Source organism: Stieleria bergensis, from assembly GCA_007745635.1.
Taxonomy (GTDB): Bacteria; Planctomycetota; Planctomycetia; order Pirellulales; family Pirellulaceae; genus Stieleria; species Stieleria bergensis.
Genome location: CP036272.1, coordinates 925,882 through 949,353 on the forward strand (window position 1 = coordinate 925,882; position 23,472 = coordinate 949,353).

Annotated in this window: 15 protein-coding genes; 7 read left to right on the top strand and 8 right to left on the bottom strand. The window is 55.3% G+C overall.

Features of this window, described 5'->3' with window-relative positions:
• Positions 1–84 precede the first annotated feature (84 nt).
• Positions 85–1,209 carry an acyl-CoA desaturase gene (locus tag SV7mr_RS02975; protein ID WP_419188018.1) on the bottom strand — a complete coding sequence of 375 codons (1,125 nt, stop codon included), beginning with the start codon at positions 1,207–1,209 and terminating at the stop codon, positions 85–87.
• A 1,107-nt stretch (positions 1,210–2,316) separates the two neighbouring features.
• Between SV7mr_RS02975 and SV7mr_RS02980 the strand changes: the two genes are divergently transcribed.
• From SV7mr_RS02980 to SV7mr_RS02995, 3 genes are all read left to right on the top strand, one after another.
• Complete coding sequence (locus tag SV7mr_RS02980) at positions 2,317–2,538, top strand: hypothetical protein (RefSeq protein WP_145269081.1); 222 nt, start codon at positions 2,317–2,319, stop codon at positions 2,536–2,538.
• Between the two features lie 150 nt (positions 2,539–2,688).
• Complete coding sequence (locus SV7mr_RS25030) at positions 2,689–3,585, top strand: hypothetical protein (protein ID WP_419188019.1); 897 nt, start codon at positions 2,689–2,691, stop codon at positions 3,583–3,585.
• A gap of 277 nt (positions 3,586–3,862) precedes the next feature.
• Positions 3,863–4,969 (top strand): NHL repeat-containing protein, encoded by a 1,107-nt coding sequence (locus SV7mr_RS02995; protein ID WP_419188020.1) that lies wholly within the window; start codon positions 3,863–3,865, stop codon positions 4,967–4,969.
• Between the two features lie 163 nt (positions 4,970–5,132).
• Here SV7mr_RS02995 and SV7mr_RS03000 read toward each other — a convergent pair whose 3' ends face one another.
• The 3 genes from SV7mr_RS03000 to SV7mr_RS03010 are packed head-to-tail and all read right to left on the bottom strand — an operon-like array spanning position 5,133 to position 7,785.
• Positions 5,133–6,158, bottom strand: coding sequence for a DNA polymerase III subunit (locus SV7mr_RS03000; protein WP_145269085.1), 1,026 nt, complete (start codon positions 6,156–6,158; stop codon positions 5,133–5,135).
• A complete protein-coding gene (rpiB, locus tag SV7mr_RS03005) occupies positions 6,155–6,625 on the bottom strand; it encodes a ribose 5-phosphate isomerase B (protein ID WP_145269087.1) in 471 nt (156 codons plus the stop codon). Before rpiB ends, SV7mr_RS03000 begins: the two co-directional genes overlap by 4 nt.
• On the bottom strand, positions 6,625–7,785 hold the full coding sequence (locus tag SV7mr_RS03010) for a Sua5/YciO/YrdC/YwlC family protein (RefSeq protein ID WP_145269089.1): 1,161 nt from the start codon (positions 7,783–7,785) through the stop codon (positions 6,625–6,627). Before SV7mr_RS03010 ends, rpiB begins: the two co-directional genes overlap by 1 nt.
• Positions 7,786–8,158: 373 nt before the next feature.
• Between SV7mr_RS03010 and SV7mr_RS03015 the strand changes: the two genes are divergently transcribed.
• Entirely contained in the window at positions 8,159–9,178 is a 1,020-nt protein-coding gene (locus tag SV7mr_RS03015; protein WP_145269092.1) for an SMP-30/gluconolactonase/LRE family protein, read from the top strand.
• A 110-nt stretch (positions 9,179–9,288) separates the two neighbouring features.
• Here the strand turns inward: SV7mr_RS03015 and mdh are convergent, their stop codons facing one another.
• From mdh to SV7mr_RS03030, 3 genes are all read right to left on the bottom strand, one after another.
• The gene (mdh, locus tag SV7mr_RS03020; protein ID WP_145269094.1) at positions 9,289–10,239 is read right to left on the bottom strand and encodes a malate dehydrogenase; all 951 of its coding nucleotides are present in this window, start codon (positions 10,237–10,239) and stop codon (positions 9,289–9,291) included.
• Positions 10,240–10,704: 465 nt separating this feature from the next.
• The gene (locus SV7mr_RS03025) at positions 10,705–12,132 is read right to left on the bottom strand and encodes a hypothetical protein (RefSeq protein ID WP_145269096.1); all 1,428 of its coding nucleotides are present in this window, start codon (positions 12,130–12,132) and stop codon (positions 10,705–10,707) included.
• A gap of 49 nt (positions 12,133–12,181) precedes the next feature.
• Positions 12,182–13,792 carry a hypothetical protein gene (locus SV7mr_RS03030; RefSeq protein ID WP_145269098.1) on the bottom strand — a complete coding sequence of 537 codons (1,611 nt, stop codon included), beginning with the start codon at positions 13,790–13,792 and terminating at the stop codon, positions 12,182–12,184.
• A gap of 674 nt (positions 13,793–14,466) precedes the next feature.
• On the opposite strand from SV7mr_RS03030, the gene SV7mr_RS03035 reads away from it, so the two are divergent.
• The 3 genes from SV7mr_RS03035 (at position 14,467) to SV7mr_RS03045 (ending at position 22,380) form a co-directional block, all read left to right on the top strand.
• Positions 14,467–17,427: a tetratricopeptide repeat protein gene (locus SV7mr_RS03035; RefSeq protein ID WP_419188021.1), complete on the top strand. Its 2,961-nt coding sequence runs from the start codon at positions 14,467–14,469 to the stop codon at positions 17,425–17,427.
• A gap of 111 nt (positions 17,428–17,538) precedes the next feature.
• Entirely contained in the window at positions 17,539–18,582 is a 1,044-nt protein-coding gene (locus SV7mr_RS03040) for a tetratricopeptide repeat protein (protein WP_145269102.1), read from the top strand.
• A 321-nt stretch (positions 18,583–18,903) separates the two neighbouring features.
• The gene (locus SV7mr_RS03045; protein WP_419188022.1) at positions 18,904–22,380 is read left to right on the top strand and encodes an amidohydrolase family protein; all 3,477 of its coding nucleotides are present in this window, start codon (positions 18,904–18,906) and stop codon (positions 22,378–22,380) included.
• 33 nt (positions 22,381–22,413) lie between these two features.
• Here the strand turns inward: SV7mr_RS03045 and SV7mr_RS03050 are convergent, their stop codons facing one another.
• Positions 22,414–23,274, bottom strand: a complete 861-nt coding sequence (locus SV7mr_RS03050; protein ID WP_145269104.1) for a DUF1571 domain-containing protein — start codon at positions 23,272–23,274, stop codon at positions 22,414–22,416.
• Between the last annotated feature and the right edge of the window lie 198 nt (positions 23,275–23,472).

Genomic DNA, 23,472 nt, shown 5'->3' on the forward strand with positions numbered 1-23,472 from the left:
GTGGTCTGGCGAACAGCCCAAGGCACTCAAGACGCATCAAAAAAGGGTGCGTGACAAGCACGCACCCCACCGAAGCCGCGGAGTTTAGCTCGCTGCTTTGTTCGTTTCTTGCTTGGCTTTCTTTTCCGCTGCGGTACGATAATCCACCACGTCCCAGACCAGGCCTAATGCTCGCAAGACACGAATGGCTTGCCAGGTGATGTCAAACTCCCACCAGCGGTGGCCGTGCTTTGCCATACGTGGCCAAGCATGGTGATTGTTGTGCCAGCCTTCACCATAAGCGACGATTGCAACCAGCCAGTTGTTGCGACTGTCATCTGTGGTTTCGTAGTTTCGGTAGCCCCAGATGTGAGAGGCACTGTTGACCATCCAGGTGGCGTGCAACACGAAGACCAAGCGGACAAACAGTCCCCAGACCAACAGTGAAGCACCCAAGCTTGGGCCACCGATTGCCCAGCCGATGCCAAGCAGGATCAGACCGCTCAGAATGTGCAGTGGCAGGAACAAGTAGTCCAGCATTCGCATGCCGCGTTCTCGATACAAGTCTGGAGCCCACTTTTTCATGTACGCTTCGCGATCGTCATCGTAGGTGTGGAAGGCCAGCCAGAACATGTGGCTCCACAGGCCGCCGTCGTGAGGCGAGTGCGGGTCACCTTGCAAGTCGCTAAACTTGTGGTGTTTGCGGTGATCAGAGACCCAGCTTAGTGGCGAGCCTTCACCGGCCATGGTGCCGATGGTTGCCAAGGTGTAACGCAGCCATGGTTTGGTTTTCATTCCTGAGTGGGTCAGCAGTCGGTGATAGCCCAGGCAGATTCCGATGCTCCCGGTTAGCCAGTGAAATCCCACGGCAGTCCAGAATCCAGCCCAGGTGAACGTGAAGGGGGCTGCGGCGATGACGACCACGTGAGCCAGCGTCAGCCAGATGGCAGCGGCCCAAGAAATATTGTTCTTGCGGCGGCGCGAAGAAGCTGGCGGCTCAGTTGAAGTGGCTGATCGTTTGCTAGGCTGATCGTCTGCTGGCTCAGTCAATGGGTCAACAACGTCATCTTGAGTAGGGGGGCTCAGAGTTGTCTGAGTCGGTCCGCCGTCGAGTTCATTTTCCAGAGCAACCGGGTCTTGTTCAGACTCAGTTTTTGGCTCGATCGCGTTGGCCATGGGGTGTACTTCCTGCATGATGTCTGGTTGGTCACGCCCGCACGACAGTAGCATGCGGCGTTTCAAAGGTGCAGGAATTCTATCGGTTGCAGGCGGCTGCTCTGTCACGCCGACGACCAAAGTTTGTAACGGTGATGTAAAAGATTCAGTCGTGTCCTGTGCAGTGAGGGAATTCGGGGGGCGAAGGGCCTGGGACAAGGGGTGCGACAACTTGTACTTGCTGGCAGCGGGGCGTCGTCAAAGCAGTGGATCACCGCCGTGAGTGCCCCGTTGAGTTGGGATGGAATCGAGCGTTCTAGAGTCCCGGCCGACCGGGGCGTGGCCGGATCAGCCCGTCTCGGCATGATTTTCACGACAGGGACAGTCCCCGTTGCCGGAAGCTTCCCCTTTCCTGCAGGGCCTCCATACTTCGCCATTTGTCTATCCTCGCATTGCTTCAAGGCGGGGACAGTCCCCGCCTCGAATCAATTTCAGGATGGGGACAGTCCCCGCTGCGAATCCGGTTGCGAATCATTTCAGGATGGGGACAGTCCCGGTGGTCGATGCGGCGAGGACATGTGTTCGCGAGGCTGTCCGCAGGCGTTTCTTGAGTTCAGGATGGGGACAGTCCCGGTTGCTGGGGTGGTCCCGGTTGCTGCGGAGTTGCCTAGCTTTCGCAGGGCTCCTGGGTTCCTTAGGCTTTGCGTTCGGGCTAATTTCGGTCTGGTTTTCAAAGCGGTGGGGATTTCTGGGCGCGGTTCATGCTTTCGCTCGGGACGAGGTGTGGGCGCGGCCGTCGACGGCGGTCAGAGGCGGCGTCTCACGTTTGTTGAAGCGGCAAAGTTAGCCCAGGTGAATCGACCATTTTCAGGCTGCTTCACGGACTGCGGATTGGTCGTTTCAACTCGACAGAACTTTCCTTGGCTGCCGAAAAACAGGTGTTGCCAGCTCGAGTTGGCTCGACAGTCAGCTCGATGCTGCTTTGAGTGGGATTGTGCCACGAAGATGAAAGTTCGCTTGTCTTCCGTGGGCGACCACGTGCTTTGGTTTTTGCACAAGCGGTTGGGCTTTCGATCACTCGAGAAGTCCAACCGCTTTTTGTTTCCACCGCCCGCCCCGCCTGCCACTCCACCAAAGTCTCTCCAGCCGCCCCGAATTGGGAAATCAAGACCTCAGAAGGGCATGGAACGAACCGTCAAAACCGTCAAGATCGGGGTTGGCGACGGGGAACTGCCTGACCGCATCGTGAAATTTCGAAAAATCCGTGTTTCCCAAACTTCTTCAGGACGCTTTTCACTTGGTGTGGGCATGCTGCCGAACTATGCTGAAAGTGACTTTGAGGAAAGATTTGCGAAAATCCCCTGGGGAATTCGGGACGCAAATCAAACGCCTTCTTCCTCATAAGTTCTGTTTCACCTCCGGTAACCGCTGGCAGACGATTTGAAGCATTGTCCATTTGGTTGCTGACTAATCGGTGATTGCATCCCCAATTCCACGGCGAAACGGAGCCCAACAAGACGCTCCATTTGGCCTCATCGCACAAGGAAATTGAACGTGTCTCATTCCAGAAAACTGATCACTCGCCGTTTGTTTGCGGGCTTTTTATCTTGCTCGTTTGCGTTGGGCTCTGTGGTCGCAATAGCAGAAGCTCCCGCCAAGCAAGAAGCTGAAGCCTCGGCTACTTTGTTCAATGCCATGGAAGAAGGCAAGGTTGACGTTAAGTTCATCCCCCTGGGACCTGAAAAGGCTAACTTGATCGTTCGCAATAAGACCGATAAGCCACTGACGGTGAAGCTTCCTGAGAAGTTCGCCGGTGTACCAATCAATCGCCAGTTCGGCGGGATGGGTGGTGGCATGGGCGGTATGGGCGGCGGCATGGGAGGCATGGGCGGCGGCATGGGAGGCATGGGCGGCGGCGGTCAAGCCATGGGCGGCGGTATGGGCGGCGGCATGGGCGGTGGCATGGGCGGCGGCATGGGTGGCATGGGCGGCGGCGGCATGGGAATGCAAGGCGGCATGTTCCGCATTGCTCCCAAACGCGAGTTCAAACGCGCTCTGACGACCGTTTGCCTGGAGCATGGTCGTCCCGATCCCAACCCAAAGATGGCTTACACCATCATCCCCTTGGACAAAGTCACCAAGGACGGTCGCGTGCACGCTCTATGCGAAGCATTGGGCAGCGGTCAAATTGCTCAAAACACTGCACAAGCTGCTGCGTGGCACCTGACCGACGACCTGTCCTGGCAAAAGTTGGCATCAATGAACAAGGCCGAAAGCAAGTACACCGGCAACATCCGCTGGTTCTCGCCTCTGGAATTGCGTGCTGCCCAAGCGGTTGTCAGCGAAGTCACTCGCATGGCGAACGCCGCTTCAGAAGGTTCGCAATCAGAGTCGGAATCCGAGTCAAATTACACGCAGACCACAGCGACCTCGCTGTCTAGCAAAAAGTAATCCGGTTTTCCTGATCGCAGAATCTGCCGCTTCATCGCTGATTCGTCAAACAACTCACGCCAGCTTGGTCATTCAGCCAAGCTGGCGTTTTTGTTTGCCTCACCGTCGGCTAACGGTGTATTTGGGCGACCTGTTAGATCGCCTTTCATCTTGTGAACGCAGCCATCGGTTCCACTCTCTCTGATCAACAAGCCGTCTAGAATCGAGTAGACTGTCGAGCATTAGCACTCAATTCTTACGCTGGTGGTTGCACCAGTTCATGCACGGAGCAGGTGAAATGATTTCGCGACGCACGTTTGGGCAACGCTCTTTATCTCAGGCCGGTCTGGTCGCCATGGCCTCGATGGCTGCCACGGGCGTCAGCCTTGCCGATGACGCGTCGCGGATCCGCTGGGAGGTTTTTTCAGGGACAGGGTCCAGTGATTCACCAAGCGCTGATCAGCCCAGTGATCCACTCGAGATCGCGATGAGGAATCCCTACGGCATTGAGGTGACGCCGAACTGGATCTATTTTAGTACCGTTGATGATCATTCGATCTGGCAACTGTCTCGCAAGCAGGGGACCATTCGTCGATTCGCTGGCACTGGCAAGCAAGGCTATAGCGGTGACGGAGGGCCCGCTCTATCGGCGACGTTTAATGCGCCTCATGAGATTCGCGCCGATTCACGGGGGAACCTTTTTGTTGCTGACACTCGCAATCATTGCATCCGTCGCATTGATGCCAAGACCGGTGTGGTGATCACCTTGGCTGGTAATGGCAAGCCAGGTTACGGTGGGGACAACATCATTGCGACGCAGGCGCGTTTTAATCAGCCGCACAGTATTGTGCTCGATCCAACAGGCTGTATTGTTGCCGACACCTTGAATCATCGCGTGCGGCGAATCGATTTGCGCAGCGGACTGGTGCGGAACCTTGCCGGCACAGGCAGAGGAGCGTTGCCCACCAGTCATCGAACGGCCAACTTGCAACCGGTTTTTGGCCCACGTTCTCTAGCGATTGGCCCGAAGTCTATTTGGTTGGTTTTGCGTGAAGGCAATAGTATTTGGCGCATTGATCGCGTCACCGGCAAGATTGTGCATTTCGCTGGCACGGGCGAGAAGGGCTTTCGAGGTGACGGAGGCGATCCGCTTGAAGCAGAGTTTCGCGGCCCCAAGGGAATCGCGCTCGATTCTCAGCAACGCGTGCTGATCGCCGATACGGAAAACCATGCCATTCGCCGGATCGATCAACGCAAGAATCTCGTCGAACTGTTGCAGACGCCTTACCGGTTAAAACGCCCTCATGGAGTGGCAGTGATTCCGGCCGGTAGTGCAGTCGATGTGACTCAGGACACGTACTTGGTTTCTGATTCCGAAAATCATCAAGTGTTGTCTGGAGTTTAAGCTTTGCTGGGCTGGGACTCGCGTCGCGGAATGGATTCGCTGGAAAGCCGCGTTTGGAAAAGACACTGGATCCTGGTCCTGGATCAATTGGTGACAGGTGATTCCGGATTCAGGGATGGAGCTTATCGCAATCGGTGACGCGGATGGAAAGGGATTCAGAGCACTAGGAACCGATGTCTCCGCGGTCGCCGGTGGTTCCGGCGGCGATGTCGGCAGCAAAGCAATCGATCAGCGTTGAGACATTGGCCATTCGATCGAGTTCACGCACGGCACGAACACTGCGGTCGAGCCGCGCCAGCGTGATGGGCCGCGACTGGTAGTGGCTTGCTTCGTGCCGTACCAGGCGCCGATAATGTTGGATGCAGATGGAGAAAATATCGCGCAGCGCGGCGCGTTTAACGCGTGGCTCTTTGCCGGCTTGTTCGACTCGATCATTGATCAGTCGGCGCAGAGAAATCGGATCGGGTGCTGGTTTGGAAAGCGTGTTGCCGAGCGTCTTTGCGAATTCTCGCGTTTCAGCATCTAGGAAACGCAGTGCAACGGGAATGTCTCCGGTTGCCATTTCCACGGCTTGTTGAACATCTGTATTGCCAGCTTCGATCTGATGCTTTTCGATGATGAGCTGAATTGCTTGTTCATTTGAAAGCGGTTGAAAGCGAACGGCTTGGCAGCGCGATCGAATCGTTGGAAGTTGCTTTTGTTCGCTGGTGCCAACCAGGATGATCAGAGCATCATTGGGCGGCTCTTCCAGAGTTTTCAGCAAGCAGTTGGCGCCTTCTTCGTTTAAGAAGTCTGCGTCTTCAAGAATCGCAATCTTGCGTTTTCCAGCGTATGGACTCAGTCGAATATCGCGGCAAAAGCCTTCTTGCATCCGAACGTCTGGAGCACCGATCAGCAGGTCGATTGGAATCAGCGTTTTGTCATCTGGTTTCCGGACGCGAATCACATCGGGATGCGTTTCGGCGTCCACTTGAGCACAGGCGGGGCACTCACCGCATGGCGACATGTCCTTCGGTTGGGATCGCTCGCACAGCAAGGTGCGAGCGAGCAGGGTGGCGACACTCCGTTTTCCAATTCCAGGTGGACCTGTGAACAGCAAGCTGCCGCCAAGTCGTTGTTGCCCGATGGCGTTAGAAAAACGAGGCTTCAGTTGTGGATTACCAATCAGGTCATCCCAGTGGGCGATCATGTGCTAGAGATGTCTTGCGTGGCCGTGGTTTGTTCTTCGATCTTGTCAATCTTGGCCAACCGGTCAGCATGGCGGCCTCCATCGAATTCTGTCTGTAGCCATCGCAAGACCATGTCATCAATGGAGCGATCGCCGATCAGATCACCAGGCAAGCAAAGAACATTGATATCATTGTGGCGGCGGCTCATTTCAACCATGACTTCGTCATAGCAGGGTGCTGCTCGGACACCGCGGAACTTGTTGGCCGTGATGGCCATGCCGATTCCAGTGCCGCAGATCAAGATGCCGCGTTGTGCTTCGCCGCTGGCGACACGTTTGGCAACCGCTTCGGCAAAGTCTGGATAGTCAACAGATTGATCGCCCAAAGTGCCTTCATCGAAGACTTCGTACTTGGCTTGCTGTAAGGCCTGGATCAAACGTGATTTGACTTGGACACCACGGTGATCACTTCCCAGTGCGACGCGCATCACGCTGACTCCTTATCTTCGTTGGAGGGGCCGTTATCGTTGCAAGATTCGGGGACAAGGTCTTGGCCAAGCTTGTCCAGCCAGAATGTGATCTCTTTTTCCATTTGTTCGGCACACTGTCGGTAGGCTTCGGTAGGCATCCCGATCGGGTCGCCAATGTCGCCGCTGTCTTGACGCAATGTGAACACTTGATTTTGCATCTCCGGCCAAGCAGCGAGAATCGCTGAACGATGCGAGCGTGTCATGGTGAGCACTAAGTCAGCAGTGTTCATGAGATCTTCGGTCAAGGGTTGGCTGCTGTGACCGGTTAGGTCCAGTTTTTTTTCGCCCATGACTTCGATCGATTGGGGGCTCGCGCTCATCCCAGGGTTGGCAGCGACGCCGGCTGACAGGACGCGAACGGCATCTTCGCAACCAAACCGTTTGCGCAGTTGTTCGCGCATCAACGTTTCGGCCATCGGGCTTCGGCAGGTGTTTCCAGTGCACACCATTACAATCACAGGCTTGACGAATTGGTTCATTGCAGCTCGTTCAATCACTCCTTCTCGCAAAATTTTCCAGCGGTTTCCGATCACCTCGACGATTGTAGAGTGTCCGCCGTAGCGGGTGGGGCCGTCGTCGAGCAGCAACGGAATCTGGCCAGCATGCTGTTCTAGCAGGCTGGCTGCGTCAGATTGTGGTCGATCTGAGGGCCAATTGGCACTGGTCAATACCAGGGGGGCGGCCATAAATCGATGAATCCCCTCTAAGATTCGATGTTTCACCACTCGAAACCCAATTTGACCGCCATCTCCCGTGATTTGGGAGCGGACCGATGGAGGTAATCCGGTGATCGCCGAATGAGCGTCTGTGCAGGTGGTGACCAGCGTTAGCGGCCCCGGCCAGCAGCGATGGCTGAGTCGTTTCACCAGCCCCGACGCAGGCCAGAAAAAGTCCTCCGCGGCCTGGCGGCTACGAACTGAAATCGCCAGAGGGGACGATTCATTGCCGGTCAGTTCCAGCAAGCGGGCCACCGCATCCGGATTCAACGCGTGAGCGGCCAGTCCGTACACAGTGTCTGTGGGCAAGCCGACCACATTGCCTTCGGATAACGCCTGTACGGTCCGGTGAATCAAATCACGGGCATCGTCGGTTTGGCGAAGATCAAAGACCTGAGTCATGATGTCAGTGAATCCTGAAAAGGCGGCATGGCACTGCAGAACACGCGCGTGTTGAAGGCCTTCCGATGGCCGGTGCCGAGCGTCTATTGTAAGGTGCAGTGAAATTAATTCACAAGTCGCCCGGAAATTTCCACTCGCTGGCCCCAGATTGTTCAACCAAATCAGCGATTTGGCGGCGTCACGCCCCCTCAATTCAAGCAGCGATTGTGCGAAAAAAGCACGCTTTGCAGGTATACTGTCCAGCGAGCCTAGACGCGGCGATTTTTCAATCGAGCTCACTGATTTTTCGTCAATCGATTCGTCGCCTCCTCATCACAGGCAGCGGATCTGGCAACCGCTGCCCCCGTTCGTCAACCTTTACAAGTGACCCTCCATGCAACCGGGAAGAACGACGCCTGCCGCTGAAGAAACAATTTCGAGGCGAGACGGTTTGCGGCGTTTGGCAATGCAGGCGGCGATCGGTTATTCGGCAGTTGCCACCAGCGGTTGCGCACCGTTTCAGTCGGCGAGCGAAGCGGAATTGATCTGGGGACGGCGCGGGCTTAGCGAAGGGCGATTCTTGAAGCCGCGCGCGATCTCGATTGATCGCTTCGATCAGTTGTATATCTGTGACACGACCGGTCGGATTCAAGTCTTTGATCGCGATGGCAATTGGTTGCGGCAATGGTCCACGCCTGAAACCGCCAATGGGCGACCAACCGGTATGACGATGTGGCAACCCGATCCCGACGGTGGGCCAGAGGATGATCTGCTGCTGGTCGCTGACACACATTACTATCGCATGCTGGTTTACACACGTGATGGCCAGCGAAGAGAGGACCTTGAGATCGGTGGCGAGCCGGGAGTCGGCAATGGTGAGTTCGCCTTTGTCACTGATGCCGTGGCCGACAGGCGGGGTAACTTTTATATCAGTGAATACGGCGATTCAGATCGCATTCAAAAGTTCGCGCCGGACGGAACGTTTTTGTATCAGTGGAATGGTTCCGGAACTGCTGAAGGCCGGTTTCGCCGTCCACAAAGCCTCGACATCGATGGCGAGACGTTATGGGTCACCGATGCGTTGAACCATCGCATTCAGCGCTTCAACGTGCAGCCTGACAAACCTGAATTGATTGACAGCTTCGGCCACCTGGGGTCACAGCCGGGGCAGTTTCACTACCCCTATGGTCTGTTTGTACTTAAAGATGGTGGCGCGGTGATTTGCGAGTACGGCAATCAGCGGATCACACGCGTTGACGCCAGCGGGGCTTTTCTGGGCAACTGGGGAACACCTGGAGTTGGCAGTGGCCAGCTCGACGATCCTTGGAGTTTAGTCGTTGATTCCAAGGATCGTGTTCATGTGCTTGACAGTGAAAACCATCGCATCCAACGCACGCCTTTGCCTAGCGCGTGAGCCAAGGCAAGGGCCATCGGTGCTCTGAAGGAGAGGCTTGGGACGCTCGGTCAAGCCGTCGCCAAGATCAGAGCAGTGGATCGCGTTAAAGGATCGATTCACGAGCCGGACTAGCCGTTGGCGAGCAGTTCGTCCATGGTGGCGACTAGGCTTTTGACAGCGTCAACGCTGTTCTGGAAGTCAGCGGTTTCGCTTTCGGTCAAGCTCAGTTCGATGATCTTTTCAACACCGCCGGTGCCCATGATGGCTGGGACGCCCACGTAGTAGCCACCAACGTTGTATTCATCGTGGCAAAGTGCCGCGACGGGAATGCAGCGTTTCTTGTCCTTGACGACGGCTTCAACCATCTGTGCACAGGCGGCGGCCGGTGCGTAGTAAGCGCTGCCGGTCTTCAGCAAGGAGACGATTTCAGCGCCACCTTTACGAGTCCGTTCAACGATTTCTTCTAGGCGTGCAGGGTCGATCAGTTGGGTGATCGGGATCCCGCCAACGCTGGTGCAGCTTGGGATCGGAACCATTGTGTCGCCGTGTCCGCCCATCAGCAGTGCGCTGATGTCTTCGACACTCACGCCCAGTTCCATGGCCAGGAAAGTACGGTAACGAGCGGTGTCGAGCACACCGGCTTGGCCGCAGACTTTGGCGGAATCAAAACCAGTGACCTTCCACATTTGCTGGACCATGGCGTCCAGTGGGTTGCTGACCACGATGACAACGGCATCCGGGCTGGTGGCTTTGATTTGCTCGCCCACGCTTGTAACGATCTTGGCATTGGTTGCCAGCAGGTCGTCGCGGCTCATGCCTGGTTTGCGAGGGATCCCAGCGGTGACAACAATCACGTCGCTGCCTGCGGTATCGTCATAGCTGGTCGTCCCGATGACGCTAGAGTCAAATCCCATGATCGGCGATGCTTGACGCAGGTCGAGCGCCTTGCCCGCTGGCATGTCTTCGGTCGCTGGAATGTCCAGCAAAACGATGTCGCCTAATTCGGCTGCTGCGCACCAATGTGCACAGGTTGCACCAACATTTCCGGCCCCGATGATTGAGATTTTCGCACGACGCATAAGACTTCTTTAATGGGTTGAAAGGAGATAGCGGAATGGATTGCAAGGGAAATTAACCCACAAAGCCGGATTCGGAAACGGCTACCGCCGAGCAATCTAGCGATGAACAGCCAGAAAGCCGCCGATGTCCTGCGATTTCTCTGCCCATTCCAGCCGCAAGACAAGTGCGGCCGTGGAAAAGCCAGGAAAAAACGCTGGTTGCTGCGAGTGAATTTCAGACCCGCCCTGGTCAGGAAACATCGTCGCAACTGTAGCGGAATGGTCAAGAGGGTGGGCGATTGGCGGACGACTCACAACGTGCCGCGGCAGCGTGAGTGGTCGATCGGATGGTTTTAGAACCCAGGAATCAGCACGCAGCCCGGCGCGTCGCGGACGCTGCTCCATTCCAGCGAATTCCCCCAAGTTCCATCGCAAACTCATTGCCAAGCGTGTTCAGATGGTGTGAACGCTAGCAGGTGAGCCGGTTCACGATTCGCTGGGGATCTCAATTTTCGTCTCTTTCTCCAAACGGTCACGCACGCGTTTGTCTTTGCGCTGATTGGTCCACGTCCAGAACACCGTGCCAATGACGATCAGCAGCACCATGGAGAACATGAAGTAGCCCAGCGCGTTGACGCTGTCTTTGTTTACCTTGGGCGATGGTCGTGGATCCATTTTGGAAGCGATCAGCAGGGGCGCGACCTGCTTTCCCGCGGCCTGCTCGGTCATGAACTGATTGTCAAAACTCCACAGCCGATAAAAGAACGCGTTTACAAACGCAGGCGAATCCAATGTGGTTACGGTGCGTCCCTCGTCGACGTCTGCTTTTAGAAACTCAGGCAGCGTCTTGCTGACGATTGAAACCGGGTATCGTCCGGACAACTTGATCGGGTCTCCACTGGGGCGAGGGATTTGCACGACCACTTTGCCCAAGTCACTGACGCTGTCAATTTGATAGTAGTGGTCCTGTCCCATTTCGTCACGCCGTGCGGCGGAATCGATCATGACCTTGGTGATTCGCACAACTGACACGGGCATCCTGATCCAGTGGCCGGAAAGGTCCTTGGGGGACTTAAGTAGCTCTGCCAGTTCCGTGATCGCTGGCGCGGCGGGTTGCTCCGTTGCGACCGCGTCCGCTGCGCGAATCATGTTGTAAAACAGGTCAGCGTCTTTGGCGGTCAATGGTTTGGCGCCAATTTGCTGAATCTCCGATAAGAGTGACAGGTCAACGCCTTGCTGGCTAAGCATTTGCCAGCCGACGTTGTCTGGCTTGTGAGGCGTCCAGGTGAACGATCGGGCCGCAAAAACCTTGACGTCCGCAGTGGAATGAATCAGCATCGCGTCGGCACTGAAACGGTCGCCTTTGCTGACATTGGCTTTGATCGGAGCGGCGAAGACCAGTTGTTTGATTGATGGATCAGAAGACGCATCAGCAGCCAGTTCGTACTGATCGAATTGATCCATCTCGATGTACGGAGCGATCTCGGCTGGGATCTTGTAGCGTTTGATGGCGCTGATTTGACCGGTGACGGAAGTGATGTCGCCGGTTTGGCTTGTTGTTGTGAGTGGCGCTGAACGCTTGGTGAGATCTTCTTTGCTGGCGGCCTGTAAGCGAAACAGCAGTTTGCCAATCTCGGAAACTTGGTCGCTGTTGTTGACCGGGTAGCAGTCGGCAACGCGCTGCTGGTCAAACTGGCTCAGCAGATCAAGCCCCGAATCAGCGGCAGCAAGTTGGGGACCCAGTAAATGTTTCGGCAGTAAGTCCTCCAGCAGTGGGCAGTCCAGAAGTGAACCGTCAGGCGAGCTCCAAGGGCTGATCGCACCAAGCAGAATACTGGCCGTTACCAGGAACATCAGGCGAGTGGATGCGATCAGTGACTTGACTTGGCTGGATAGACGAACGTTTGCAATCATGAGTATGGATCGACGAATGAGTGGGGGAGGAGCCGTGTTTCTTCCAGTCTTAGATGGTCGAATCGGACTCGGGGGGATGAGAGGATCGGTCGACTGCCTTGGCCAGGTCATTGATGCCTTCGATGGGGTCGACTTTGGCTTCCTCTGTGGTTGCCGGGCGGTTATCGATGTGATCGGCCAGCACATTGATCCCGTCAAGAGATTCGCTGCTGGAGTTGCGTCGCAATTTGCGAGAGCGTTTGTGTTCATTGCCCGCGCGATACATCAGGAAGGCCGCCACTGAGATGCCTAGCGCAATGCAGCCCGCGATCATCAATAGCAACGGCGGTTCGTTGCCCTTGTCAGCATCGTTTGCCGATGATTCGCTGGCCGTTTTTTGCGAGTCGTCCATCGTTGCGGTGACACGTCCAATCACAGCGGCCGCCATCTGAGGTCCGGCGGCTGATTGATAGGGAATCCGTTTGATCAGACGTCCCGTGGCAGCAAAGAGCCCGTCTGGGTTGTGGGGGGATTGACTGCGATCCCAAGAGCCATCGGCGTCTAAGCCACTTGCCAGACTCGCGGGCAGTTCTGGGGTCAGCAGCATGAGCGGTCGATTGCCGCCATCGGAGGGCAGCATCCAGATTTCCCAGTAGTTTTCGATCCCCAGACCATTGCGTTTAGCAGGGATGCGTCGAGCACGCCCGATTCCGCCTTCAAGTCGAATGGGTTGGCCTTGATAGGTTGCCGATTGGTGCATCAGTTGAACAGTGCCAACAATGTCTCCTTGATCGCCCGGAAGTGTCCCCGCTTGTGAAAGTTGCAGATAAAAGGCGTCCGAGTCGGCGCCGGTCCAAACCGTGCCATCCTTGACTCGGCGCAGAGCAGCGGAGTCTAACGCCTTCATCATTGGCTCGATCCACCACTGGTTGTCTCGCCAGTAGGTCGTGTCGTTGACGGTCGAGTCGGGGGAAGCGTCAGATGCAGTGGTCGTTTCCGAGTTCTCTGTTTGGTCGACCGAAGCAGGGCGCTGGGCGATCGCCTGCGAGATCTTGTCCCTCTTTTTGGAGGTGTCGTCTTCAGTGAGGTCGTCTAGCAGGGCGAGCGAACGCTGTATTTGGTCTTCGTTGAGTCCCTGCCACGGGCCAAGTTGTGAGCTCGATCGCAACGCTTGCTGTTGAAGGTCAACGAGTCCCTGGATCCAAGCCTTTTGCAGTTCGACCGGTAGCGACTCGATCCAGTTGGTGGCCTCCGGCCACTGAGGTTGGGAGCGGTTGGTATGGTTCGGCTGATCTGAAGTGGCTGGGGGCGTCTGTTGCCCAGTGGATGTTGCTGGATCTGAATTCGCAACCGGTGTGGCTTGAGCGACCTTGGTGACTGTCCCTGTTTGATTTGTGTTTGATTGGCTGACGGGGATTTCCACCCAGTTGGATTGATCGGAGCCAAAGAAGGTTTGGTAAATTGCCGGGTCACCGGCCTCCCGCATGACCAGCAAAACCAGAGCCAGTGCGATCATCATTCGAATCACTCGCCGTGTCGCTCCGCCGCCGTTTAGCAGGCCGGCCAAGATTCCGGTCGATGATTTGGCCTTAGGTGCAGAGCGACGTTTGCTGGGTCGGCCTGAGTCCTGGTCGTTAGAGGGGTACAGGCTGGTGCGGCCAAACTGAGATGGGATGCGCATTGACGAAATCCTGTAGGTGGCAGCGGGAAGTTCTATCGGGTGGTCTGACGACGGTTTTCTTGGCAGATCAGGGTGATCGAGCGGGTACGCCAGGATTTTGGGGGCGTTTGGAATGCGTCGCGAATCGCATGCTGATTCACACTGGCGAATTCTTGTTCGATGGGGCGAATTCTAGCCCCGTGATTCTCTAGCATTTCGCTACCCGTGCGCTACAATTGAGGGTAGCTGAGTTAGGTTGGTGTTTGGCGGCGAATCGTCTTGGAGTGTTTTTCTCTCGAGCGAACGATTTGGCTTGACCAAACAAGGCGATTCGGCGAACAAAGATCGACCCGTTCGGGTAGGATTGAGTAGGGCGGATGATGATCAGGATTTCCGGTGCTGAAAAACGCAGTGGCGATTCTGTGACGCAAGTCAGGAACTTTGTTTGACGGCAGGCTGTTTGTCGTCGTAAAGTACCCAATCTTGCTCGAATGATGTATTATGCAGCCTTGACTTAAGTTCTGCGACCTTTGTGCCAGTTTTTTGACTGGTCAGTTAGCTTATCCCTCTCTTCCCTTCGTTGCAGTATGACGGATTTCACACGGCTTCATTGTCCGCAACACACTGGTGTTGGCCGGAAACCACTCCTTGGGCTCCTCTTTGGTGGAGTTCAGCCAATTGCTCTGATCGCGGTGATGATCGCCAGTTCGGGCATGGTGTCTAGCAGTCTGCGCTCTCACGCTGGCGAGCCTGCTCAGCGTTTCATGGGCCAATTACGCAATACCGGTTACTTTAACACCGCTCTGACTTACTTGGACCGGTTGGGCGATTATCCGGGCGTGGATCCAGACTTCGTGAGTGCCAAAGAGCTTGAGCGAGCGAACATTTTCTTCGACATGGCGGTTGCAGCACGCAGTTCTGCGCCTCGAAACGAAGCCTTGGCGAACGCTGAAACAGCACTGAGCGAATTTTTGGGCAAGGGCGATCACCCGCGTCAAAGCGAAGCCCGTCTGCAGTTGGGCAAGCTGCAAATGCTGCGTGCCTCTCAGTTGCTGGCAGGTGAACCCTCCGCTGAAGACAAAGTCTCTGCACGCGAAAGTTATCTGAACTCTGCCAAAACCTACGATAGCGTTGTTGCTAGCTTGCGTCCCAAGCTAGAGGCCATGCGAGGGGCGAACATTAACACTCAGCAGGAGCCAGAAAAGGCTCGGTTGCGTGAACAGTACCGCTTCGAATACATGAATTCACAATACTTGGCCGCTGATGCCTTGAAGCTAGCGGCGAAAACCTTTGATGATCCAGCCAAGGAGGGAAAGGCGCAGTTAGATGATGCCTTGGCTCGCTTCGAGAATGTCAACAAAAAGTACGGCATGTATCCCGTGGGAGCCAACGCACACGTGCCCATGGGCGAAGTCTACGAGTTGATGGGCGACTCTGGAAAGGCTGTCGATCAGTATTTGAAAATGTTGGAAGAAGCAGAAGTCGACGCACTTCGCGAATCCAAGTATCTGGCCTCCGCTGGCATCTCACGCATGAAGCTGCAAGAGGACCCCAAAAAATATCAAGAAGCGATTGATCGAGTCAGCGGATTCATTCGCGGCATTCGGCTTAATGAACGTGGTTTGCCAGCGGTTCAAAAGTTTCGGGTGGATGTCGCCAAGGCTTATATCGCCAAGTCAAAAGATGAGAGCTTGAAGAAAGGCGAGATCTCGCGAGCGAAGTCACAGGCTCGTGAATTGCTGCGAGATGCATCGAGTGTTCCAGGACCTCACATTGATGACGCCAAAGCGATGCTGGCTGACTTGGGCATCGAAACCGAGGCTGAAGCTTTGCCCAGTGCGGAGCCACCAGAGAATTTCGACGATGGCTTGGCCAAGGCAGAAACAATCTTCACAACCATTGATGGCTTGCAAGATGCCGTCAAGTTGATGAAGGAGCAAGACGCTGAAGGGAATAAGCAGCAGATCACTGATCTCGAAAAGAAAATTGGTGACTCGTATGTTGTCGCGATTGAGAACTTGCGCATGGCTTTGTCGATGATCCGTACCGACACGGACGTGCAATCGATCAATAAAGCGCGTCACTTGCTGAGCTATGGATTGTTCCAAGTCAAACGCTATCGAGATGCCGTCGTCGTGGGAAGTTTTCTCTCGCGGGCGGCTCCCGGGACAGATGTCGGTCTCAAGGGCGGTTTGATGGCCCTGCAGAGCATCCAAAACTTGCTCGGCGAAGTGCCTTCTGATTCCAATGCGGGTTTGCTAAAGCAGCTGGAGACGCTTGGCAATTATCTGGCCAAAACCTGGCCCGACGATCCCAACGCCTTGCGGGCTCAAGGCCTGCAGGTCCAGTTGATGCTGGAAAAGGACGATTTTCCAGCCGCTGAAGCGTTGGTCATGAACATGGATGCCGGCAACGAACGCGGCCGTTTTAAACGCCTGCTGGGAATGCTGTATTGGAACGAGTCGATCGGGAAGCGTCGTGACGGGGATGCCGAAGCGGCAGACAAACTGATCGAAAAATCGAAAGCCATGCTGACTGAGGGATTGGCGGAATACAAAAGCAGCTTGCAGCCAGCTCAGGTGGTTCAAGCCGGTTCGACGTTGGCACGTTTGCTTGTCATGCGTAAGGACTACAACAAAGCCTTAGAGGTTTTGGACAATGAAACCTATGGGCCGTTGACGTTGCTAGAAGGCATGGACGAGCAAGATCCGGCCGCCGCAGGCAACATTTACATGGCCGTCTTCAAATCATTGGTTGGCAAGATGCTTGCTGATCCAGATCCGAGTCAGTATTTGGATCGCATGGAATCGACGATGGAAAAACTGCAGGAGGTCTACAACGCACCTGAATCACAGGCTCGTCTGGCGTCCACGTATCGCTCGATTGCCCAGGACTTTAGTGAGCAACTTGATGCCGCGTCCGCAGCCCGTAAGGCGACTCTTGTCACCGTTTTCCGGACACTGTTAGATCGTGTTCGCAAGGCGACTTCAAACCCAGCGACGCTGCGGTGGGCTGGTGAGACACAGTTGAATCTAGGTGTCTCCTTGATGGGGCCAGGTGAGATGGTCGCCACTGGCGAAGCGGCGAAGCTGATCGGCCAAGCCAGTGAAGCGCTTAAAGGGATGGATGATCAGAGCGTCGCGACTCGGTATCAGCTCGGTCGAGCCTATCGGTTGACTGGCAAGTGGAAGGATGCCTTGGATACCTATGACGAGATTCTTAAGGAAAAGCCATCCACCTTAGAGGTTCAGATCGAAGCGGCGCGGACTTACTATGGCTGGGGGATGGATCTGAAAAAGACCAATCCAAAGTTCGCCGCGGGAGCGTTCACTGCTTCGCTCGGGCAGACCAACAAAAAGCGAGAGTCGGTTTGGGGCTGGCAAAAAATCAGTCAGCGAACCTCTCAGCAGATGAGTCAAAGTGAGACCTTGGAGAAGGCGTTTTATGACTCCCGATACCATGTCTTTGCGTGTCTGTACCAAATGGGCGTTTGTAGGAAAAGCACCAAGGAAATCAAGCAAGCGAAAGATCTGATTCTGAACCTTGCCAGCCGACGCCCGGAACTGGGCGGGCCGCAGCAGAAAGCGAAATACGACGCACTGCTCAAAGCTTGTCAGAAAGAACTCAAGGAGCAACCGGTTGGTTTGCCAAAGTAACGGCAATTGGCCCTGATGGGTGAGCGGCTCGGTTCGAGCTGCTCGCCTTGAACGCCTCGAGTTTGATGAAACCCCTATCACCTTCTCTCTGTTTACCATTACGATCGATCCATGAAGATGCCTGCAATGCGACTGCTAGCCCCCTCACTTTGCACCTTGTTCACGCTGTGCCTCTGCGTCCAGGAAGCTTCGGCGCAGGTCGATTCCATTTATGAGTACGGTGTCGCTTCTGCGACGCGTGGCTCGCTCGAAGGAATTTCGAAGGATGGCGTGGCCGTTAAGGTTGGCGGGAATACCAAGAACATCCCATCCAGCAAGATTCGTAAAATCAATTTCGGTGGCGATCCTGCTGGGCTGACACGAGCTCGCGATTTGTATGCCGACGGGCAATACGAGAACGCGCTGAAGGAGCTTGAGGAAGTCGACAAGGGCAAAGATTATCGTGAGGTGATCAATGTCGATCTGGCGTTTTATACGTTTGCATCAAATGCCAACCTCGCTCTCGCCGGTCGCCAAAGTCGAGAAACGGTTGCCGGACAGGGAATCAAGCTGGTTACCGCGAATCCTGATTCGTTCCACTTTTATGCCATGGCGCGGCTGTTGGGTGACCTGGCTCTTTCGATCAAGAACTATGACGCGGCAAATAAGTACTACGGCGCGCTACGGAATGCAGCTGCAATCGAAACGAAGATGCTTGGCGAGTACCTGGTGGCTGTCGTGACGATGGAGAAGGGTGACAATGACGCGGCGATCGCAATGCTGGATAAAGTGGCTGCCGTGAAGGTCCAGTCCACTGAGGGGCTGCGTTTAAAGAATCTTGCCAAAGCCGCTAGTGCGGTCGCGATGTCTCGATCTGGAAAGGGTGCCGAAGGCTTGAAGCTGGCCAGCGAATTGATTGGTGAGCTCAATCAAACCGATATCGAAATGAGTGCCAAGGTCTACAACGCTCAAGGCGCTAGCTATGAAGCCAATGGTGATCTTGAGGGAGCGATCCTCGCCTACTTGCACACGCACTTGATGTACTCTGGCCAGACCGATGCACACATTGTGGCCTTGAAGCGTCTTGTCGAACTGTGGCCAAAGGTTGGTCACCCGGAGCGAGCTGCCGCCGCTCGCCAAGAGTTGCAGCAGCGTTATCCTGGTGCCGCTTCCTGAGCCATCAGTTGATTCCCGTTGAAATCGAAAAAGCCGGCCCGTGTGCCGGCTTTTTTAATGGACTGTCACATGGTGCTCGCGTTTCTACCAAGGGTCGCCAAGCGGGTTCGCAGACAGGTTGTGGAGAGGGCGTTTGCTCGCTGATGTGTTTGTCTGTTCGCGCACTGGCTGAGCGCGTACTGGCTGAGCAGGATCCTGCCTGGCGAGAATCAATTTGGATGATCTGAAAAATCGGGTGCAGGTGCTTGCATCGTCCAGTTGCGGTATCATGCTGAACCTAGAGCAACTTCTGTTTCCCGACTCTCTTATTGATTTAACACCATGTGGCAGTCTTCGTCTGGCCGAGTGTCTCTGTTGCCGTATCGATCCCGACTGATGCAGAAAAATTTCTGTGGTATGCGATTGGCCAGTATGCGATGGGTCAGCTTGTTGCTGGCCAGCTTGCTTCTTCTGCCGGTTGTCTCATCGTCGCTGGTCGCGGCCGACGAGGAAGCCACCGAAGCGGAGTCTGACCAGTGGGATGTTGAGTCAGCTCCCGGTCCGAGTCGAAAGCAGACTATTGATTGCGACACTGGCACGTGGATGAATTTGGACGTCAGTCCTGACGGACGGTTCATCGTTTTTGACTTGCTGGGCGACATTTATGAAATGCCGATTGATGGCGCCGATGGCAGTAGGGCGACCGGGGGCAAGTTTCCCGAGAATCTGACTAAGAGCGTGGCTTGGGAAATGCAGCCCCGTTATAGTCCCGACGGCAAGCGCATCGCGTTTGCGAGTGATCGCGTGGGTGAGCAGGGCAAGGCCGGCGACAATTTGTGGGTGTTCAATCGAGATGGCAGTGATCCGGTGCAAGTGACCCAGGAGAGCTATCGCCTGATTTGTCACCCGGTTTGGCATCCCGATGGACAGTATCTTGTTGGGCGTAAGCACTTCACCAGTCGTCGCTCGTTGGGCGCTGGCGAGATGTGGATGTTTCATGTCGACGCTGTGAAGTCCGGAGCCACCGCTGGGATTCAGTTGACCAAGCGTCCGACCGATCAAAAGGACGTCAATGAGCCCGTGTTTTCTCCCGATGGGCGTTACTTGTATTACAGCGAAGATGTCAGTTCGGGAGACAGCTTTGAATACGACAAGGACTCGCATCAAGGCATCTATGCCATCAAGCGTTTGGATCTGAAAGAGCGACGGACGGACACCTTGATTCGCGGTGCCGGTGGAGCTTGCCGGCCCATCGCGTCACCGGATGGAAAGTCACTTGCCTTTGTCAGACGCGTCGGTGTGAAGACTGGTTTGCACCTCTATGACTTGCAGTCTGGGGCTGTCACTTTATTGCATGACGATCTGGAGCGGGACATGCAAGAGGCGTGGGCGATTCATGGGGTGTACACCGCGTTTGATTTTACGCCTGATGGTGAGTCGATTGTCTTCTGGGCACGTGGCAAAATTCATCGTCTTGACATTCAGACAAAGGAAGTCACAGAGATCCCCTTTCGCATTCGCGACCAACGAAAGGTCCAGCCCGCGGTACGTTTTCCCATTGCAGTCGGGCAAGACAGTTTCCCCGTCAAGATGCTGCGCGGTGTTCGTGTTTCACCAGGTGGTGATCAGGTGGCATTCAACGCACTTGGGTACATCTACGTGCGTGAATTGCCCGATGGAAAGCCGCGACGTTTGACGACTCAAACGGATCACTTCGAGTTCAATCCAAGTTTCTCATCCGACGGCAAGTACGTGGTCTATTCAACTTGGGACGATCAGAAGTTGGGGACAATTCGCGTCGCTTCGACCGGTCAAGACAGCCAGGAATCCTGGGTGGTCAGTCATCGTCCAGGGCATTACATCACGCCTGTTTTTTCACCCGATGGAACGAAGGTGGTTTATCAACGCGTAGGCGGCGGCCACTTGCGTTCGCCCTTGTGGTCGGGTGACACGGGAATCTATTGGGTTCCAGTTCGTCCTGCGGGGGATCAGTCGCCCGAGCCAAAGTTGATTCGTCGCTCTGGGGCTAGCCCACAGTTTGGTTCGGGCAGCGATCGAGTTTTCTTGACCCGTCGATCGCCTGAAAAGGAGTCCGATAACACCACGTTGTTCTCCGTCAAGCTTGATGGCAGTGACTCGCAAGACCATTTCATTAGCACCTGGGCCACCGACTATGCGGTCTCGCCGGATGGAAATTCCATTGCGTTGATTGAGCGTTTCAATGTGTATCTCGCTCCGCTATTGAGAACTCCCGAACCGATTCGGATTGGTCCGGCGACCAAGGGACTGCCCGTCGCCAGGGTGAGTCAGCATGCGGGTGACTTTATCCATTTCTCGCATGCCGGTCAGCAATTGAATTGGTCCTTGGGGCCGAAGCTTTATCAGTGCGACGTTGCCGGTGCGATGCAGCAATTGATGGGCGGCGAAAAAGAAGCCGCTGAACGTCCTGTCACCGAAACGGCGATCGGATTTGATCATCCGCATGCAAAGCCCGAAACGACCGTTGCGTTGATTGGGGGAAAGATCGTCACCATGGACAAGCAGGGTGTGATTGAAAACGGTACGGTCTTGATTGAAGGCAATCGCATTGTTGCGGTGGGGAAGAAGGGTGCTGTGAGTCTCCCGGATGATGCCATGAAGATTGATCTTGAGGGGGCTGTTGTTTTACCCGGCTTCGTCGACACACATGCTCATGGTGGGCAGGCTACCAGTGGAATCACGCCTCAGCAAAACTGGGTCGACCTAGCTCGTTTGGCGTTCGGTGTGACAACGATTCACGATCCCAGTAATGACACGCATAGTATTTTTGCTGCCAGTGAAATGACAAAGGCTGGTGTGATTACGGCACCGCGGACATTTTCCACCGGCAAGATCCTTTACGGTGCGACTGGAGCCAGCCATGTCGAGGTCAATTCACTTGAAGACGCGCGTTTCCATTTGCGGCGGATGAAGGCTGTGGGGGCGTTTACTGTGAAAAGTTACAATCAGCCTCGGCGCGATCAGCGGCAGCAGGTTTTAGCCGCAGCCCGTGAGTTGGAAATGATGGTTGTCCCCGAAGGCGGTTCGACCTTTCAGCACAACATGTCCATGATTGTCGATGGGCACACTGGGATTGAGCATACATTGCCGGTGCAGGTTGCGTATCAAGATGTCATGGATCTTTGGAAGGACACCGGGGTCGGTTACACGCCGACTTTGAATGTTGCCTACGGCGGGCTGTCAGGTGAACAGTATTGGTACCAGATCGATGATCTTTGGCTGCATCCGCGTTTGCAATCGTTCATACCACCACAGGTCTTGAACCCTCGTTCTCGCAGGCGGCAAAAGTCACCGCTGGAAGACTTCAATCACATCAAGGTGGCTGGCATTGCCAAGCAGGTTGTCGATCAGGGCGGTCTCGTTCAGGCTGGAGGGCACGGCCAATTAGCGGGGCTTTGCACGCACTGGGAGATGTGGAGCTTCGTTCAGGGTGGGATGACGCCCCAGCAGGCGTTGCGCTGTGGAACACTTTTGGGCGCCAAGTATCTGGGCTTGGACGAAGACTTGGGTTCGGTCCGTCAAGGCAAGCTCGCGGACCTTGTGATCATTCAAAAGGGAGCTGATCCCATGAAGGACATCCGCGACAGCGAGAAGATTCAATTCGTGGTTGCCAACGGCAATGTCTACGAAGCGGATCGCATGAATCGGCTGGGCAGTGGCCAGCCAAGGCCGCAGTTCTATTGGCAGTCACCTGGAGGCAATGCAGCAGGCGTCAGTGGCTCTGCTGCATTTGGTCAAGGCGTCGGCTGCAGTTGCCATCGTGGGCGGATGCAGCCGTAGCGTTTCGCGCTTCACAGCGAAGCGAGCCTTTGCTTAGAAGTTATAGTTTGCGTTGTCGGCATCGAAGTCTGCGTCGGCCAGGCCAACGTTCACTTTCAAGTTCAGGTAAGTGTACTCTTCGATCACTTCCAGCTTCTCTTGGGAGTCATGTCGTGGCCAATCGTAAGCGACGTAACGGAATGGAAGCCCCAGTTCATCATCCATGAACACTTTGGCTTGGTAGAAATCCAGTTCCGGACGTTTGGTGGGTTGAGTGACTGTCAGAATGCTGCAGCGACGATCGGCGACGACCTTGTTTTCTTCGATCGTTGCTGAGACATCGGGGAATTGTTTGGCTTGCTCGCCACGCTCGATCAGTTTGACCAGCAGGTTCTGCAAGCCGATCTCAGTCAGCGGATAGCGTTGGCCACGCATGGCCAGCGGTCCGGTTGGGCTGAGGTTGACCGTTGGCAGGAAGCGTCCTTTGATGCCGCCTTCGTGAGCGACCAGTTTGCCGTTATTTTGCCCTTCGACGTAAATGACTTCGCGGCCCTTGACTGTCGATGGTTTCAGGAACCCCAAGTACACGCTCAATGGTTGTGTGACTTGGCCATTGGAGATCTTTCGCGGCCGGACCTTGGCGCTCATGTATTCATGTGGTCCCAGAGTACCGCCGACGCGTTCGCGTTTGACGAGCACGGCGGTGTAGTCAGTGAGTTGTGTCTGGCAGGTCTTGAGACTCTTGCGAGCCAGTTCGATACCATGTTCGAGCGCCGATTTTTCGACTTTCGGTGTTCGCACACTGACGACTCGATGCACTGGTTCGTGCATCGCGGGTGGTTTGGCCGAGGCTCGCGACGTCGTGGTGATCGCTGCGGCCGAGCCGAGAAGAGAGAGAAAAGTTCTGCGTTGCATCGTGGCGGCTTCCTTGCTTCCAGGTCGATGGCTTGTTGGGGCATCGAAACGAACATCGCCATTGGCGACTAGTTTCCCTAAGCGGTTTTTTGTTTGCATGCTCATTCGGATAAACCCTCAAAGATCAACAACCCATTTTGGGTGTCGTGCCAGTCAACGATTGGTGTATTGGGGCAGTTTGCTTGGTCGATTCGGCTG

Bases quoted from the DNA above. Each gene is read 5' to 3' on its own strand.
- SV7mr_RS03040 (WP_145269102.1), top strand. From the start codon at position 17,539: ATGAAGATGCCTGCAATGCGACTGCTAGCCCCCTCACTTTGCACCTTG.
- SV7mr_RS03030 (WP_145269098.1), bottom strand. From the start codon at position 13,792: ATGCGCATCCCATCTCAGTTTGGCCGCACCAGCCTGTACCCCTCTAAC.
- SV7mr_RS02995 (WP_419188020.1), top strand. From the start codon at position 3,863: ATGATTTCGCGACGCACGTTTGGGCAACGCTCTTTATCTCAGGCCGGT.
- SV7mr_RS03000 (WP_145269085.1), bottom strand. From the start codon at position 6,158: ATGATCGCCCACTGGGATGACCTGATTGGTAATCCACAACTGAAGCCT.
- SV7mr_RS03035 (WP_419188021.1), top strand. From the start codon at position 14,467: ATGATCGCCAGTTCGGGCATGGTGTCTAGCAGTCTGCGCTCTCACGCT.
- SV7mr_RS03025 (WP_145269096.1), bottom strand. From the start codon at position 12,132: ATGATTGCAAACGTTCGTCTATCCAGCCAAGTCAAGTCACTGATCGCA.
- SV7mr_RS03050 (WP_145269104.1), bottom strand. From the start codon at position 23,274: ATGCAACGCAGAACTTTTCTCTCTCTTCTCGGCTCGGCCGCAGCGATC.
- SV7mr_RS03015 (WP_145269092.1), top strand. From the start codon at position 8,159: ATGCAACCGGGAAGAACGACGCCTGCCGCTGAAGAAACAATTTCGAGG.
- SV7mr_RS03045 (WP_419188022.1), top strand. From the start codon at position 18,904: ATGTGGCAGTCTTCGTCTGGCCGAGTGTCTCTGTTGCCGTATCGATCC.
- mdh (WP_145269094.1), bottom strand. From the start codon at position 10,239: ATGCGTCGTGCGAAAATCTCAATCATCGGGGCCGGAAATGTTGGTGCA.
- SV7mr_RS02980 (WP_145269081.1), top strand. From the start codon at position 2,317: ATGGAACGAACCGTCAAAACCGTCAAGATCGGGGTTGGCGACGGGGAA.
- SV7mr_RS02975 (WP_419188018.1), bottom strand. From the start codon at position 1,209: ATGCTACTGTCGTGCGGGCGTGACCAACCAGACATCATGCAGGAAGTA.
- SV7mr_RS03010 (WP_145269089.1), bottom strand. From the start codon at position 7,785: ATGACTCAGGTCTTTGATCTTCGCCAAACCGACGATGCCCGTGATTTG.
- rpiB (WP_145269087.1), bottom strand. From the start codon at position 6,625: ATGCGCGTCGCACTGGGAAGTGATCACCGTGGTGTCCAAGTCAAATCA.